13 protein-coding genes and 1 pseudogene are annotated in these 15446 nt (G+C 67.2%); 11 read left to right on the top strand and 3 right to left on the bottom strand.

Features of this window, described 5'->3' with window-relative positions; genetic code table 11:
* A pseudogene (locus tag NKF06_RS15550) lies at nt 1–646 on the bottom strand (prephenate dehydrogenase/arogenate dehydrogenase family protein); the annotation flags it as partial.
* 300 nt (nt 647–946) lie between these two features.
* Here NKF06_RS15550 and NKF06_RS15545 point away from each other — a divergent pair.
* The 3 genes from NKF06_RS15545 (at nt 947) to NKF06_RS15535 (ending at nt 3145) form a co-directional block, all read left to right on the top strand.
* A complete protein-coding gene (locus tag NKF06_RS15545) occupies nt 947–1474 on the top strand; it encodes a hypothetical protein (RefSeq protein ID WP_253245921.1) in 528 nt (175 codons plus the stop codon).
* Nucleotides 1475–1608: 134 nt separating this feature from the next.
* Nucleotides 1609–2454 carry an NAD(P)-dependent oxidoreductase gene (locus NKF06_RS15540; protein WP_253245920.1) on the top strand — a complete coding sequence of 282 codons (846 nt, stop codon included), beginning with the start codon at nt 1609–1611 and terminating at the stop codon, nt 2452–2454.
* A gap of 169 nt (nt 2455–2623) precedes the next feature.
* Nucleotides 2624–3145 carry a hypothetical protein gene (locus NKF06_RS15535; RefSeq protein WP_253245919.1) on the top strand — a complete coding sequence of 174 codons (522 nt, stop codon included), beginning with the start codon at nt 2624–2626 and terminating at the stop codon, nt 3143–3145.
* Nucleotides 3146–3205: 60 nt separating this feature from the next.
* Here the strand turns inward: NKF06_RS15535 and NKF06_RS15530 are convergent, their stop codons facing one another.
* Nucleotides 3206–4381, bottom strand: a complete 1176-nt coding sequence (locus NKF06_RS15530; protein ID WP_253245918.1) for a Xaa-Pro peptidase family protein — start codon at nt 4379–4381, stop codon at nt 3206–3208.
* 323 nt (nt 4382–4704) lie between these two features.
* On the opposite strand from NKF06_RS15530, the gene aroA reads away from it, so the two are divergent.
* The gene (gene aroA, locus NKF06_RS15525; protein ID WP_253245917.1) at nt 4705–5997 is read left to right on the top strand and encodes a 3-phosphoshikimate 1-carboxyvinyltransferase; all 1293 of its coding nucleotides are present in this window, start codon (nt 4705–4707) and stop codon (nt 5995–5997) included.
* Nucleotides 5998–6059: 62 nt separating this feature from the next.
* Nucleotides 6060–7301, top strand: a complete 1242-nt coding sequence (locus NKF06_RS15520) for an alkaline phosphatase family protein (protein WP_253245916.1) — start codon at nt 6060–6062, stop codon at nt 7299–7301.
* Here the strand turns inward: NKF06_RS15520 and NKF06_RS15515 are convergent.
* Entirely contained in the window at nt 7290–7826 is a 537-nt protein-coding gene (locus tag NKF06_RS15515; protein WP_253245915.1) for a DUF6653 family protein, read from the bottom strand. The genes NKF06_RS15520 and NKF06_RS15515 overlap by 12 nt on opposite strands.
* 106 nt (nt 7827–7932) lie before the next feature.
* On the opposite strand from NKF06_RS15515, the gene aroC reads away from it, so the two are divergent.
* From aroC to NKF06_RS15485, 6 genes are all read left to right on the top strand, one after another.
* Nucleotides 7933–9090, top strand: a complete 1158-nt coding sequence (aroC, locus tag NKF06_RS15510; protein WP_058827085.1) for a chorismate synthase — start codon at nt 7933–7935, stop codon at nt 9088–9090.
* Between the two features lie 199 nt (nt 9091–9289).
* Nucleotides 9290–11185, top strand: coding sequence for a 2-oxoacid:acceptor oxidoreductase subunit alpha (locus tag NKF06_RS15505; RefSeq protein ID WP_058827086.1), 1896 nt, complete (start codon nt 9290–9292; stop codon nt 11183–11185).
* Between the two features lie 3 nt (nt 11186–11188).
* The gene (locus NKF06_RS15500) at nt 11189–12127 is read left to right on the top strand and encodes a thiamine pyrophosphate-dependent enzyme (RefSeq protein ID WP_004043633.1); all 939 of its coding nucleotides are present in this window, start codon (nt 11189–11191) and stop codon (nt 12125–12127) included.
* Between the two features lie 118 nt (nt 12128–12245).
* Nucleotides 12246–12674 carry an HTH-type transcriptional regulator LrpA1 gene (lrpA1, locus tag NKF06_RS15495; protein ID WP_004043634.1) on the top strand — a complete coding sequence of 143 codons (429 nt, stop codon included), beginning with the start codon at nt 12246–12248 and terminating at the stop codon, nt 12672–12674.
* Nucleotides 12675–12788: 114 nt separating this feature from the next.
* A complete protein-coding gene (gene dinB / locus NKF06_RS15490; RefSeq protein ID WP_253245914.1) occupies nt 12789–14132 on the top strand; it encodes a DNA polymerase IV in 1344 nt (447 codons plus the stop codon).
* Nucleotides 14133–14195: 63 nt separating this feature from the next.
* The coding region (locus NKF06_RS15485; protein WP_253245913.1) for a DUF87 domain-containing protein at nt 14196–15446 on the top strand (1251 nt) is incomplete at its 3' end.

The following is a 15446-nucleotide window of genomic DNA, read 5'->3' as shown; positions in this document are numbered from 1 at the left end:
CGGTCGGCCCCGTCGCCGAACGACAATTGGATGTCCGCGTACACGCGCGGAGTGCCGCCGGCCACCGAGGCGACGAGTTCGTCGAGCGCGGCCGAAATCGGCGTGGCGAACTCCTCGCGCACGTCGTCGGCGGCGAGGCCGAACGAGAGGACGGCGGCGTGGGCGGCCGCTTGGACCGTCTCCATCGCCGCGTCGTGTTCCTCTGGCGTCGTCTCGAAGACTCGGTTGCCGGCCGCGTCGAGGTCGGCGAGGAGGGCGTCGGTGTAGGTGCCCGATTCGTCGGCGACGGCGGCGACGTTGCCGGGGGCGTTGTGCGGGGCGAAAAGCGGGTGGAGGCTGAGGCGCTCGCGGTCCGGGAGGTGGTCACGCATCGCCGCCACCGGAGGTCCCATCGCGCCGGTCACGTCGCACATCGCGGCGTCCGCGCGGTGGCGTGTCGGCGACGGCGTCGGCCGCGAGTCGCATCGGAACGGCGAGACAACCACGTCGAACCGCTCGTCGCCGTCCAGCGGGACCGCCCGGCCGCCAGCGCGTCCGCTGCGGCGACCGCGCTCTCGGGGTCCGCGTCGGCGAACGCGAGGTCGGCGTCGACGGTGCGGCCGAACCAGCGTCCCATTGCGCCCGCGCCGACGATGAGCACGTCCATCGGTACGGGTGTGGAGGTGCGGCGGGCAAAAGGGAATCGGTGGCGGCGGGTGTGGCGAGACCGGGGTCGGCTGGAGTGCTCCGAACCAGAAGTTATTTTGTTGACAGTTCAGACGCTAGTGAACGAACGACGATGCCCTCCCCCAGTTCAGACTCCAACGCCGACCGTCGGACCCGAAGACACGTTCTCGCCGGGTTCGGGTCAGCAGTCGTCGCCAGCGTCGCCGGTTGTAGCGGACGAGTGCCAGGACTCGGCCCCGAACGAGTCCATGCTGAGACAACGGTACGGGATGGAAGCGGTTTGGGGTCTCCCGAAATCCTCTGGCGGTACCCGCGACGCGAGGGCGACGAGGACGGTATCGGATACGCGGCCGTGGAAGCGAGACGGGTCGACCGCCTCGAAGGCCGCTTCCCGACGCTATCGCTCCAGTTCAACTCGACCATCGGTGGGCTCGCCGCCGACGAACCCTACGAGGGGTACCGCCCCGACTGGTTTCGCTTCCGGTTCGAACCGCCGTCGTCGTACGAGAAGGCGACCAGCTACGCGACCCGCGTCGAGCCGCCGGGACAGTGGGAGGGCTTTTCGACGTACTACGACCGCGAGAGCACCGCTAAGCGGACCGTAATCGAACTTCGCGACGTACAGATGCAGGGGACGATTATCGTCCCGGCCGTGTTCGCCCCGACGACCGAGTCGCTCCCGAAGACGCTGTACTGCCAGTTTACTGTGCAGGCGTCCCATCCCGGTATCGCCGGGAAGACGGTGCGTGCCAGCGGTGAGGGTAATCTCCCGCTGGACGGCCTCCGTGGATTCTCGGCGTCGGACTGAGATTCTCGGCGTCAGACTGAGCGACCTCCGCACGGGACTCCCGACGAGACGCCCACCTGCACCCGGCCCGCAAACCACGTTCAACCGACGCCCGGTGTACGAACCATCAAGTGGTCGATGGCCGATAAGAAACTATGGCATTCGATGATGTGGATTTTGAGGGTCGGACGGCCTTCATCACGGGAACCAGTCGCGGCATCGGGAAGGCCATCGCGCTCGACCTGGCCGACCGGGGCGTGAACGTCGTCTCGACGGGCAAGACCGTCGACGGGCGCGAGGACCTCCCCGGGACCATCGTCGAGACGACGGAGGAGATACGCGAGCGCGGCGGCAACTCCATCTGGTGTCAACTCGACGTGCGCGACGACGACTCGGTGCAGACGGCCATCGACGAGACGGTCGACGCCTTCGGCGGCATCGACTTCGTCGTCAACAACGCGGGCGCGATTCACATCGCCGGCTTCGAGGACACGCCGCCGAAGCGGTTCGACCTCCTCATGGACGTGAACGCCCGCGGGGCGTACGCGACCACGCACGCCGCGCTCCCGTACCTCCGCGAGAGCGACCACGCCCACGTCGTCACCTTCTCGCCGCCGATGCCCGCCCGCCCCGCCCCGGGAAAGGTCGCCTACGCGCTCTCGAAATACGGCATGACGTTCATCGCGCAGTCGCTCGCGGGCGAACTCGACGCCGACGACATCGGCGTGAACGCGCTGTGGCCGGTCGCGGCCATCGAGTCCGAGGCGACCCGACACTTCGGGATGGGCGCGCCCGAGGATTGGCGCACCCCGCAGATTATGTGCGACGCCGTCGCCGAGCTGTTCTCGCGCGACCCGACCGACTGTACTGGCAACGCGTTCTACGACGAGGAACTGCTGTCCGAAGCGGGCGTCGACGACCTCTCGTCGTACGCCGTCGTCGAGGGGAGCGAACCGGGGCCGATGTCGGCCCAACTGTTCGACCCGGACTACGAGCGCTGACCCCCGGTTATCGGCGCTGAGACTCGGAGGCGGATGTTTATCACGAGTGAACTCGAAACCACTCAAGATGAGTTCACACATCGTCGCAGCTAGAGAGACGTTCTTCTCGACGCGACGGTTTATCGAATCGGCAATTAGACTTATCTACTGGTGGAGAATCGCCTAGCCCATGGAGTTCCCTCGCCTCCCGACACGAGATACGAGCGGCCAGAAAGTCGTCTTGCCGGACGACTTAGAGGGTGAACAGACGCTCGTGCTCATCAGTTTCGACCGCCGCCAGCAGTCGCTGGTCGGGTCGTGGCGCGGGTACGCGAAGGAGTTGTGCGAGACGTACGGACATTTCGAGTACTACGAACTGCTCATCCTCGGCGGGCGGAGCGGGATGATGCCGCCGATGTCCGGCGGCGGGATGTCGCCGGGTGCCGCCCGGAGCCGCCCCCACGACAACGCGCTCATCGCACGGGTGAACAAGACCGCGCTCCAGCGCCGCCTCGGACTGCTCGGCGAGGGCAACATCTACGCGCTTCTCATCGAAGATGGGACCGTCGTCCGGCAGGCAGCGGGCGTACTCACGCCCGAGACGGGTGATGCGCTGGAAGACCTGCTAAAACAGTGGCGCGAGGCTAACTCCGGCTGGACCGACGCGCCCGCCGCGTGCGGTTCGACCGGCGACAACGCCCTCGACAGCTGATTTTCTCCGTCGACGCCGATTCGATTCGGCGTTCGTTCCGACTCCGCGTTCTCGTGCCGGCTACTCGACGACGAGTTCGACCGGGTACTCCGTCAGGTTCTCGTAGCCGTCCTCGGTGACGACGACGAGGTCTTCGATTCTGACGCCGCCGATTTCGGGGTCGTACAGCCCCGGCTCGATGGTGATGACGTGACCGGGTCGAAGCTCCTCGCCGCTCGGGCTCAGCGAGGGGAGTTCGTGCACGTCGAGGCCGACACCGTGGCCCGTGCTGTGGATGAAGCCAGTCTCCGCCGAGGGGTCCGCGCGGAGCGTGTTCTCGCCGGCCGCCTCGTACACGTCGCAGACGGCGTCGTGCACGTCGGCTCCGGTCGCGCCCGGTTCGACGGCGTCGAGGGCGGCCTCGAACGCCTCCTCGGTGAGGTCGAACCACTCGCGGATTTCGGGCGACGGCTCGCCTTTCACGAACGTCCGGGTCATGTCGCCGTTGTACTTCGTCTCCTTGTCGCGCGGGAAGATGTCGATGATGACGGCCTCGTCGGCCCGGAGCGGGCCGCTCCCGCGGTCGTGCGGGTCGGCGGCGTCGGCCCCGCAGGCGACGATGGTCTCGTCGAGGGCACAGCCGTGTCGCAGGAGCGTCACCTCGATTTCTTCCTTGACGCGCTCGCTCGTCAGGGGTTCGCCCTCGTAGGTGAGCGTGCCGTCGTCGGCCACGTCGGCGTCGCGGATGAGGCCCTCGGCGGCGCGCATCGCGGCCTCGTTGGCGTCCTGTGCGGCGTGGACGTGCTCGACTTCCTCGTCGGCCTTCACCGCGCGGATGTTCGTGAGCACGTCGTCGGTCTCGGCCTCGACCACGACGCCCTCGTCGCGCAGGGCGTCGGCGGTGCCGAGCGGGAAGTCCGCGGGGACCGCGAGTGAGTCGACGTCGTGGTCGGCGAGGAACGCCGCGACCGTCTTGGCCTTCCCGACGACCGAACCGTGTTCGGCGTGCTTGTCGCGGTAGTCGTAGTCGGAGAGCCGCGAGACGGTGTCGGCGCGGCTCTCTTTCTTCGCGCGGCCGAACTCCAGCGTCGAGACGAGGAGATGGATGCCCGCGGGCGTGTAGAGCGTCACGTACGGGTCCGGCGCGTCGAACCCAGAGAGGTACAGCTGGTTGGAGTCGCTCCCGTCGGCCGAGATGAGATAGCCGTCGAACTCGTCGCCGAGGAACTCGGCCAGCGGTGAGAAATCGGGTTCCATACTCCGGGGTTCGCCCGGCCGGTAGTAAAGCTCTCGCGTCGCAGTCGGCGGGTTCCGGTATCGGCCCCGCGACGCGTCTCTTCGGGCGGGAGACGTGTCGCGAGTTCGCCGCCGGAACGCGCCGCGAGCGGCCGCAGAGATCCGCGCGACTCGGTGTCGCGTTCGCCCGGACCGCCCGTGCCGTCCATCCCGAGTGTAGTACGCTCGCCCGCGATATATGTTTGTTGGCAAACAAGAAACCGAGCGACCGCGCCGCCGTCGCCGTCCGGGAGAACGTCGCCGCGTCCGGTACCCTGATACCGGACCCTGCCGACCCCTCGCGTATGGACGCGCACGTCTCCCCGTCTCGGGTCGCCGGACGCACCCGAGCGCCGCCGTCGAAGAGTTACACCCACAGAGCCGTCCTCGCCGCGGGCTACAGCGACGAGGCGGTCGTTCGCGACGCGCTCGTCAGCGCCGACACCAAGGCGACCATGCGCGCGGTCGAGGCCTTCGGCGGGTCGGTCGACCGCGACGGCCAGACGGTCGAAGTCGCCGGCTTCGGCGGCCGCCCGGGCACGCCCGACGACGTGGTCAACTGCGAGAACTCGGGGACGACGATGCGCCTCGTCACCGGTTGTGCCGCCCTCGGCGAGGGCCTGACGGTCCTCACGGGCGACGCCTCGCTCCGGTCGCGGCCCCACGGCCCGCTTCTCGACGCCGTTTTCGACCTCGACGGCCGCGCTGAGAGCACGCGCCGGAACGGGCAGGCCCCGCTCGTCGTCGGCGACGGCATGACCGGCGGCACCGTCGAGATTCCCGGCGACGTGTCCTCGCAGTTCATCACGGCGCTCCTCATGGCCGGCGCGGTCACAGAGGAAGGCATCGACGTGGAACTAACGACCGAACTTAAGTCCTCGCCATACGTCGATATCACGCTCGAACTCCTCGCCGACTTCGGCGTGGAAGCGACCCGGACCGACGACGGCTTCTCAGTCCCCGGCGGCCAGTCGTACGCCCCCGAAGGCGGCGCGTACAGCGTCCCCGGCGACTTCTCGTCTATCTCGTATCTGCTCGCGGCCGGCGCGGTCGCGGGCGCGGAGGGCGAGGACGTTGTCATCGAGGGCGCGCGACCGTCCGCGCAGGGCGACAGCGCCATCGTCGACATCGTGCGCGACATGGGTGCGACGGTGGACTGGGACGAGGGCGCGGGCGAACTGACCGTCTCCGCGGCCGACCTCACCGGGACGACCGTGGACGTGGGCGACACGCCCGACCTGCTTCCGACCATCGCGGTCCTCGGCGCTATCGCCGACGGCGACACGGTCATCGAGAACTGCGAACACGTCCGCTTCAAGGAGACCGACCGCGTGAGCGCGATGGCGGAGGAACTCGCGAAGATGGGCGCGAACGTCACCGAACAACAGGACCGCCTCACGATTCACGGCGGCGAGACCGACCTCGTCGGCGCGGCGGTCGACGGCCGCGGCGACCACCGCATCGTCATGTCGCTGGCCGTCGCCGGCCTCGTCGCGGACGGCGAGACGACGATTGCGGGGAGCGAGCACGTCGACGTGTCGTTCCCGAACTTCTTCGAGGCGATGTCCGACCTCGGAGCCGACATGACCGAGAACTGAGGGGACTCTCGGTTCGACCCCCGGACGGAACCTTTTTCGCCCGCCCGGACGCCGACGGTGGTATGTTCGACGCCGACGCGCAGGCGCTCCGCGAGCGACAGTCGGACGGTGACTACCTTCTACCGGCCTACGGCGACTGGTGTTTCTCGCGGATTCCGGGGACCGTCGCCGACCTGCTCGGCGCGGACGCCGGGCCGCGACTCCCCGCGTCAGCGACCGAGGGCTACGACGACGTGTCGCGGGTGGTCGTCTTCCTCGTCGACGGCTTCGGCCTCGCCCAGTGGGACGGCGAGCGCGACCGGATTCCCTTCCTCCGCGAGTTCGAGCGCGCGGGTCGCGTCACGCCGCTCACCTCCGTCTTCCCCTCGGAGACGGCCGCCGCGATGAACACGTTCCACTCAGGGGCGCTCCCGGCAGCACACGGCGTCGTCGGCTGGAACGTCTACGACCCCGACGCCGACGAGATGTTCGAGGCGTTGCCCTTCCTCCGGAAGGACGGCACCGAACCGGAGCGACTCGACCGCGGCGACGTGGCCGACTGCGAGAGCGTCTATCCCGACCTCGCCGCCGCGGGCGTCGAGACGCACCACGTGACGCCGTTCCCGTCCGAAGAGACGGTCCCGCACACCTACGACCCCGAGGACCTCTCGACGTTTTCGGACGCCTTCGGGGCGGCGGCCGAGTCGGCCGCGGACCCGTCGTACGTCTTCGCGTACCTCCCGCAGACCGACGCCGTGGCGCACGCCGAGGGCGTCGACTCCGAGGCGTACCGCGAGACGGCCGTCGAGACGTTCGACCGCGTGGAAGACGCGATAGCGACGCTCGCCGAAACGACCGACGACGAAGACGCGGGCGAGACCCTCGTCTGCGTCACCGCCGACCACGGCCTCGTCGACACCGACCCCGAGCGCAACCCCGACCTCTCGGAACCGCCGTTCGACCTCGTCTCGGACCTGCGGACGCTCACGGACGGGACGCCGATTCGGTTCTCGGGAAGCCCGCGGAACGTCCACCTTCACCTGAGAGACGACCGAATCGACCCCGTCTACGACCTGCTCACGGCCGAGTTGGACGCGCGGGTGTTCCGGAGGCGCGAGGTGCTGGATCGGGGACTGTTCGGCTCCGCCCCCTCGCCGACGTTCGAGCGGCGACTCGGTGACCTCGTGGTCGTCCACCGAGACCTCGGCGTCTGGTACGGCGACGAGGAGCCGGGGAACCTCGGCTTCGTCGCCATGCACGGCGGGCTCCACCCCGACGAGATGCTGATTCCGTTCGCCACGGCGACGCTGGACTCACTCCGGTGAGTCGGGGTCGGGGTCGGGGCCGTGACCCGTCACGCCCGTCTCTCTCACGACGGCGTCGACCCACCAGAGCTTGAGGGCCATCACGCCGAGTGTGCCGAGGGCCGTGCCGACCGGTCTGCGTCGAATCGCTGAGACGAAGGCGTAGGCCGTGACCGGGATGTTGAGGACGTTGAGCACGTTCGGGTAGTCCAACCCCATCGTCCCGCGCTCGGCGGCGAGCCACTCGCGCTCGGCGAGGACGATTCGGCTGAGGTAGTTGTCCGTGCGCGCGGGGCGCGGGAACAACACCGGGTTGACCGCGGTGAACGCGAGGGCGGCGAGAAAGAGCCGGCGGTCCCGTCGGTAGACGGCGTACATCAACACCGGGTAGACGAGGATGCGCGTGCCGGCGCTCCACGGGTTGGCGTGGCGCTCCCAGAAGGTCGCTTCGAGGCGGTCGCGGAGTCCGGAAGCGGAAGGGGACGCGGCGTCGGGGTCGGGAGCGGAATTGGAGGCGTTGGGGTCGGAGGGAGGCGTCGATTCCATACGGCGGGTTCGTCGGCATCGACCATGAACGTGGGGTCGCCTAACCCCCGCCCACGATTGCGCCTTTCTACAAACACTAAATGGGCGGCCACCCGAGGGGCGGGTAATGAACGGCAACGAATTCGGTCGTCTCTTTCGGATGACCACCTACGGCGAGAGCCACGGCGACGCGATGGGCGTCACCGTGTCCGGCTGTCCCGCCGGCGTGGAGCTCTCGGTCGAAGACGTACAGCACGAACTGGACCGACGCAAGCCGGGCCAGTCGATGATTACGACGAGCCGCGGCGAACCGGACGCCGTCGTCGTCAACTCCGGCGTGCAGGACGGCTACACGACGGGCACGCCCATCGGGATGGTCGTCCAGAACAAGGACGCGCGCTCGGGCAAGTACGAGCCCTACGTGACCGCGCCGCGGCCCTCCCACGGCGACTTCACCTACTCGGCGAAGTTCGGCACGCGCAACTGGGGTGGCGGCGGTCGCTCGTCCGCGCGCGAGACGGTGAACTGGGTCGCCGCCGGCGCGGTGGCGAAGCAGGTCATCGAGCAGAGCGACTACGACATCGAGGTGAAGGCGCACGTGAACCAGATCGGCGACGTGGAAGCGCCGGAGGTCTCCTTCGACGACCTGCGCGAGCACACGGAGGAAAACGACGTGCGGTGTGCGCACCCCGAGACGGCGGCGGAGATGCAGGAACTCATCGAAGAGTACCAGAAGGAAGGCGACTCCATCGGCGGCTCGATCTACTTCGAGGCGCAGGGCGTTCCGCGCGGCCTCGGTGCGCCGCGGTTCGACTCGTTCTCGGCGCGGCTCGGACAGGCGCTCATGTCGGTTCCGGCGGCGACGGCGTTCGAGTTCGGTCTCGGCCGCGAGGCCCGCGAGTGGACCGGCCACGACCGCAACGAGAACTGGGAGTTCGACGAGGAGGGCGACCCCCGCCCGGTCGGCAACAAACACGGCGGCATCCAGGGCGGCATCACGACCGGCGAACCCGTGTACGGCGAACTGACGCTCCACGCGCCCACGTCCATCCCGAAGAAGCAACGGACTGTGGACTGGGAGACCGGCGAGGAAAAGGAGATTCAGGTCGTCGGCCGGCACGACCCCGTGCTCCCGCCCCGCGGCGTCCCGGTCGTCGAGGCGATGCTCTACGTGACTATCCTCGACTTCATGCTCCTCGGTGGACGCATCAATCCCGACCGCCTCGACGGGCAGGCCGGCGAGTACGACACACCGTACCACCCGTCCAGTCCGGACAACGAGTAGCGAACGCGATTCCGCGTTATCGTTCACTCTATTCCGCGGGCGTGACAGCCCGTTTGTCCACTTTCGATGGTGGGACGGTGAGTCAGTTTAACAATATTAAGTCCTTCATTATCTTTCCTTGTTAATCCATAGCAAAGTCTTTAATCGGACCCTCCCCAACTTTTCAGGTAGCGCCCCAGCGGGGCCGTGAGCTCAACATATGACTGACCACGAACTTATCTGGCGGATCGCAGGGGGTTCCGGTGACGGTATCGCCTCGACGAGCCAGAACTTCGCCAAAGCCCTGATGCGAGCGGGGCTACACGTTTTCACGCATCGCCACTATCCATCGCGCATCCGCGGAGGCCACACGTACACCGAAGTGCGCGTGAGCGCAGACCCCGTCAAGTCTCGCGGCGACGGGTACAACTTCCTCCTCGCGCTCGGTGACTCCTTCGCCCGCAACCCGAGCGAGGGTGCCTACTACGGCAACGAGGAGATCAAGCCGCTCTCGGAGAACCTCGACGAACTCAACGAAGGCGGGGTCATCGTCTACGACTCCGGTCTGCTCGACGCCTCCGAGATCGAGGACTTCGACGAGCGCGTCGAAGAGAACAACTGGCACGTCTACGATATCGACCTGCGCACCATCGCTCGCGAACACGGTCGCGAGGTCATGCGCAACACCGCCGGTGTCGCCGTCACGTGCGCCATCGCCGACATCGAACCCGACGTCATCAAGAGCCTGATGTCGGACGCGATGCCCGACAAGATTCTCGAACCGAACCTGACCGTCTTCGACGACGCCTACGAGATGGTCCAAGAGGAGTACGACGTCGAGGCTCCCGACGTGTCCGCGCCGACCGGCGAACACGACGAAGAGCAGGTGCTTCTCTCCGGCTCCGACGCCATCGCGTACGGTGCCATCGACGAAGGCTGCCGCTTCATCGCGGGCTACCCGATGACCCCGTGGACGGAAGTCTTCACCATCATGACCCAGAACCTCCCCGAGCTCGGCGGCATCTCCGAGCAGGTGGAGGACGAAATCGCCGCGGCCGCACTGGCAATCGGTGCCTCCCACGCGGGCGTCAAGGCGATGTCCGGCTCGTCCGGTGGCGGCTTCTCGCTCATGTCCGAGCCGCTCGGTCTCGCGGAGATCACCGAGACGCCGCTCGTCCTCGTCGAGGCCATGCGCGCCGGTCCCTCGACGGGTATGCCGACGAAGCCCGAGCAGTCCGACCTCGAGCACGTCCTGTACACCTCGCAGGGCGACTCCCACCGCATCGTCTTCGCGCCCGGCACCGCCGCCGAGGCGTACTACCAGACGCGCAAGGCGTTCCAGATCGCCTACGAGTACCAGATTCCGTCCATCGTCCTCTACGACCAGAAGCTCGGGGGCGAACTCTCGAACGTCCCGGCGTCGGTCTTCGACGAGGAACCGAACGCCGACCTCGGCTCGGTCCTGACGGAAGCGGAACTCGAAGACGCGCCGCACGACGACTCCGGCAAGTACCAGCGCTTCCAGCACGACACCGAAAACGGCGTCTCGCCGCGTTCGCTGCCGGGCCAGAAGGGCGGTCGCTACCTCGCCACGGGTAACGAGCACATGCCCGCGGGTCACATCTCGGAGTCCCCCGAGAACCGCGTCGCGCAGATGAACCGCCGCATGCAGAAGGTCGACAACATCCGTGCCGAACTCGACGCCGACGGCGAGTTCAACACGGTCCACGGCGACGAAGACGCCGACCTCGGCCTCATCACCTTCGGCAGCCAGCAGGGCACCGTCGAAGAGGCCGCAGACGTTCTCAACGAGAAGGGCCACTCGGTCAAGGTCCTCGGCGTCTCCGAGATGATGCCGTTCCCGAAACAGCAGGTCGCGGACTTCCTCGACAGCGTCGACGAGGCGCTCGTCGTCGAGATGACGGCCTCCGCCCAGTTCCGCGGACTCATCTCCAAGGAACTCGGCGGCTACGGCGACCAGATGTCGAGTCTCCTCAAGTACAACGGCAACCCGTTCGAGCCCGCCGACATCGTCGAGGGCTTCGAGACGGCGCTCCTCGAAGGCGAGGAGCTCCCAGACAACCGCACGAAGTTCGTCCCCAAGGTGGGTGAATAAATCATGAGTGCATTCAGCGCAATCGGTGAAGAAACGGAGCAGGACCAAAACGAGTTCACCCCCGGACTCGAACCCCAGCCGACGTGGTGTCCGGGCTGCGGTGACTTCGGTGTCCTCAAGGCGCTCAAGGGCGCGGCGGCCGAACTCGGCCTCTCGCCCGACGAGATGATGGTGACGACCGGTATCGGCTGTTCCGGCAAGCTCAACAGCTACTTCAACAGCTACGGCTTCCACACCATCCACGGCCGCTCGCTGCCCATCGCCCGCGCCGCGAAGCTGGCGAACCCCGGCCTGACCGTGGTCGCCGCCGGCGGTGACGGTGACGGCTACGGCATCGGTGGCAACCACTTCATGCACACCGCCCGTGAGAACCACGACATCACCTACATCGTGTTCAACAACGAGATCTTCGGCCTCACGAAGGGCCAGACCTCGCCCACGTCGCCGATGGGTCACAAGTCGAAGACCCAGCCCCACGGCTCGGCCAAGACGCCGCTCCGCCCGCTTTCGATGTCCCTGAACGCCGGGGCGTCGTACGTCGCGCGGACGGCCGCCGTCAACCCGAACCAGGCGAAGGACATCATCGTGGAAGCCATCCAGCACGACGGCTTCTCCCACGTTGACTTCCTCACGCAGTGTCCGACGTGGAACAAGGACGCCCGTCAGTACGTTCCGTACATCGACATCAACGACTCCGACGACTACGAGTTCGACAACACGAACCGCTCGGAGGCCTCTGAGATGATGTTCGAGACGGAGAACGCCCTCCACGAGGGCACCGTCCTCACCGGCCGGTACTACGTCGACGAAGACCGCCCGTCCTACCAGCAGGAGAAACAGCGCATCGGCGAGATGCCCGAAGAGCCGCTCGCAGAGCGCTACTTCGACGACTCCTACGAATGGGAGCGGACGTTCGACAACTTCCTCGACAAGCACAAATAACGCCGCCGACGCCGTAGTCGGCGCTCGGTTTCCGGCCGGCGGCCGCGCCGGTTCGATGTGACCGAGAAGCCTTTTCGGATTCGCAAGATATTTTTCTCCCGTGAGAAAACCAACGGGCATGGAAACCACGTCCACGGAAGGACGCATCCTCGCGGTCTTGGAGGAAGACGCGAAGGCGTCGTATGCCCAGATCGCAGACAGGGCGGACGTGTCGAAGCCGACAGTTCGGAAGTATATCCGAAAACTCGAAGACGACGGCGTCATCATCGGTTACTCGGCCGACATCGACCCGAAGAAACTCGCCGGGCAGTCTATCGCCATGGTCGGCATCGACGCGACCAGCGAGCGCTACGTCGAGGTCACGCGTATCCTCAAGGAACTCGACTCGGTGGAGGCGCTGTACACGTCCTCCGGCGACCACATGCTGATGGCCGAGGTCCGCGCCGTCGACGGCGACTCCCTCGGCGACGTCATCTCCGACGAGATTCTGTCTATCGACGGCGTCACGGCCGCACACCCCTCGTTCCTGCAGGAGCGACTGAAGTAACGCGACGACGACCGATTTCGTCCGACGCCACCGACCCGCCGCGTCCTTCCGTCCTCGCTTTACTTTCGCCGCGCTATCTGAAGCTTCAGGTACGTCGCGCCCGTCACCTCGACCATGGCGGAGGAGACGCTGCCGGGCACGACCGCCGACGACGGCCCCGACAGCATCGTCCTTCACGTCGACATGGACTGTTTTTACGCCGCCTGCGAGCGCCTGCGCGAGCCCGAACTCGACGGCGAACCGGTGGTCGTCGGCATGGGCTACGAACCCGGCGAGGGCCACGGCGCGGTCGCCACGGCGAGCTACGAGGCCCGCGAATTCGGCGTCGAGAGCGCCCAGCCGATTTCGACCGCGCTCGAACGCCTCCCGCGAATCGAGAGCCTCGACCCCGACGACGACCCTGCGGCGGCGGGCCACTACCGAACCGTCGACCTCGAGTTCTACAAGGAGGTCGCCGCCGACGTGAAGGCGATTCTCCACGATTGCGCCGACGTGGTCCGCGAGGTGAGCATCGACGAGGCCTACCTCGACGTGACGGACCGGACTGGGTGGGACCTCGCGGCCTCGGGCGACCGGACGCTCGCGGAGGGCTTCGCCCGCTACGTGAAACAGCGCATCGCCCGCGAGGTCGGCGTCGCGGCCTCCATCGGCGTCGCGCCGAACATGTCGACCGCGAAAATCGCCTCCGATTTCGACAAGCCCGACGGGCTGGTCGTCGTCCGCCCCGGTGAGGTGCGGTCGTTCCTCGCACCCATCCCGGTCGAAGAGGTCCACGGCGTCGGCCCCGTGACGGCCCGAAAGCTCGGGACGCTCGGCATCGAGACGGCGGGCGACCTCGCCGAGGCCGACGCCTCGGTCCTCGAAGCCGAGTTCGGCTCGCGCGGCCGCGAACTCCACGAGCGGGCCCGCGGTTACGACGACCGGACGGTCACGCCGACGGGCCGGCCCAAGAGCCTCTCGCGGGAGTCGGCGTTCACCGAGCCGACCGACGACATCGAAGACAAGCGGGAGGTCGTCCGCGCCCTCGCGGCGGACGTGGCCGACCGCGCGAACTCCCGCGGGGCGATGTACCGGACCATCGGCATCAAGGTGGTCGTCCCGCCGTTCGACATCAACACGCGGGCGACGTCGCTTTCCGGGCCCGTGGACGACCCCGAACTCGTCGAGTCAGTCGCGCTCGACTTACTTGACGACAAGTTCGCGGAGACGACCGTCCGAAAACTCGGCGTCCGCGTCTCGAAGCTCTCCTTCGCGGACGCCGACCAGTCGAGCCTCGACGGGTGGGAATCGGCCGGGTCCGGCGGCGACAACCCCGATGACCGCGTCGGTGACGACGGCATCTCAGACGACCCCGTCGGCGACGACGTCAGCGACGAAGCCGGCGACGACGAGCCACCGAACACCCGTGTCGAAACCCGCTCGCACGAGGGCCAGTCATCGCTCGTCGAGTTCGACTGAGTCTTTCGATACGACGGGGCGAGGGGGAGGAACTATGGCGTCCGAGAGAGTCCACCAAATCGGATGACGGATTCGGACACGGAAACCATCTCGGTCGCCGAGATCAGCGACGGTCCAGGGGGAGAGGGAATCGAAGAACCGGGGACGACGGTCGACCTACCGGTGGTCGATATCCTCACCGGCCGGGGGTTCGTCACCGGCAAGTCGGGGTCGGGGAAGTCGAACACGGCGTCGGTCATCATCGAGAACCTGCTGTCGGCGAACTTCCCGGTGCTCATCGTCGACACGGACGGCGAGTACTACGGCCTCAAACAGGAGTTCGAACTGCTCCACGCCGGGGCCGACGACGAGTGCGACATTCAGGTGAGCCCCGAGCACGCGGAGCGACTCGCCACGCTCGCGCTCGAACAGAACGTTCCCATCATCCTCGACGTGTCCGGCTACCTCGACGACGCGGCCTCCGACGAACTGGTGACGGAGGTCGCAAAACACCTCTTTGCGAAGGAAAAAAAGCTCAAGAAGCCGTTTTTGATGCTCATCGAGGAGTGCCACGAGTACATCCCCGAGAAAGGCGGGATGGACGAGGCGGGCAAGATGCTCATCAAAATCGGGAAGCGCGGCCGCAAGCACGGCCTCGGCGTCGTCGGCATCTCCCAGCGCCCCGCCGACGTGAAAAAGGACTTCATCACCCAGTGCGACTGGCTCGTCTGGCACCGCCTCACGTGGCGCAACGACACCAAGGTCGTCGGGCGCATCCTCGGGTCGGAGTACGCCGACGCCATCGAGGACATGGGCAACGGCGAGGGTTTCCTCGTCACCGACTGGTCCGAGTCGATTCGGCGCGTGCAGTTCCACAAGAAACAGACGTTCGACGCGGGCGCGACGCCGGGCCTCGACGACTTCGAGCGCCCGGACCTGAAGTCCGTCGACGGCGACCTCGTCTCGGACCTCAAGGAGATATCCGACGAGAAGGCCAGACAGGAGAGCCGCATCGCCGACCTCAGACAGGAGATAGACAAGAAAGACGCACGGATTCGACAGCTCGAACGGGAGTTAGAGGAGGCGCGGGACCTCTCTCGGATGGCCGACCAGTTCGCGCAGGCGATGTTCCAGAAGGCCGAAGCGCCCTACCGCGGCGGCGACGGCCGTAACCTCAACCGCCCCACCGACAAGCAGGCCGCGCTCGGCGAGTACAACGAGGCCAGCGATGGCGACGTGGCGGACGCGGCCGCCGCCGCCGCCGCAGAGGCCGACGATACGACCGATAACGCCGGCGACACGCCGCCTCGGCGACCGCTCGAAGCGCCGTCCGGC

The organism is Haloferax sp. AB510 (genome assembly GCF_024136985.1).
Taxonomy (GTDB): domain Archaea; phylum Halobacteriota; class Halobacteria; order Halobacteriales; family Haloferacaceae; genus Haloferax.
This window is presented reverse-complemented; position numbering and strand designations above follow the sequence as displayed.

Bases quoted from the DNA above. Each gene is read 5' to 3' on its own strand.
- NKF06_RS15540 (WP_253245920.1), top strand. From the start codon at position 1,609: ATGGCATTCGATGATGTGGATTTTGAGGGTCGGACGGCCTTCATCACG.
- NKF06_RS15535 (WP_253245919.1), top strand. From the start codon at position 2,624: ATGGAGTTCCCTCGCCTCCCGACACGAGATACGAGCGGCCAGAAAGTC.
- NKF06_RS15530 (WP_253245918.1), bottom strand. From the start codon at position 4,381: ATGGAACCCGATTTCTCACCGCTGGCCGAGTTCCTCGGCGACGAGTTC.
- aroA (WP_253245917.1), top strand. From the start codon at position 4,705: ATGGACGCGCACGTCTCCCCGTCTCGGGTCGCCGGACGCACCCGAGCG.
- NKF06_RS15520 (WP_253245916.1), top strand. From the start codon at position 6,060: ATGTTCGACGCCGACGCGCAGGCGCTCCGCGAGCGACAGTCGGACGGT.
- NKF06_RS15515 (WP_253245915.1), bottom strand. From the start codon at position 7,826: ATGGAATCGACGCCTCCCTCCGACCCCAACGCCTCCAATTCCGCTCCC.
- aroC (WP_058827085.1), top strand. From the start codon at position 7,933: ATGAACGGCAACGAATTCGGTCGTCTCTTTCGGATGACCACCTACGGC.
- NKF06_RS15505 (WP_058827086.1), top strand. From the start codon at position 9,290: ATGACTGACCACGAACTTATCTGGCGGATCGCAGGGGGTTCCGGTGAC.
- NKF06_RS15500 (WP_004043633.1), top strand. From the start codon at position 11,189: ATGAGTGCATTCAGCGCAATCGGTGAAGAAACGGAGCAGGACCAAAAC.
- lrpA1 (WP_004043634.1), top strand. From the start codon at position 12,246: ATGGAAACCACGTCCACGGAAGGACGCATCCTCGCGGTCTTGGAGGAA.
- dinB (WP_253245914.1), top strand. From the start codon at position 12,789: ATGGCGGAGGAGACGCTGCCGGGCACGACCGCCGACGACGGCCCCGAC.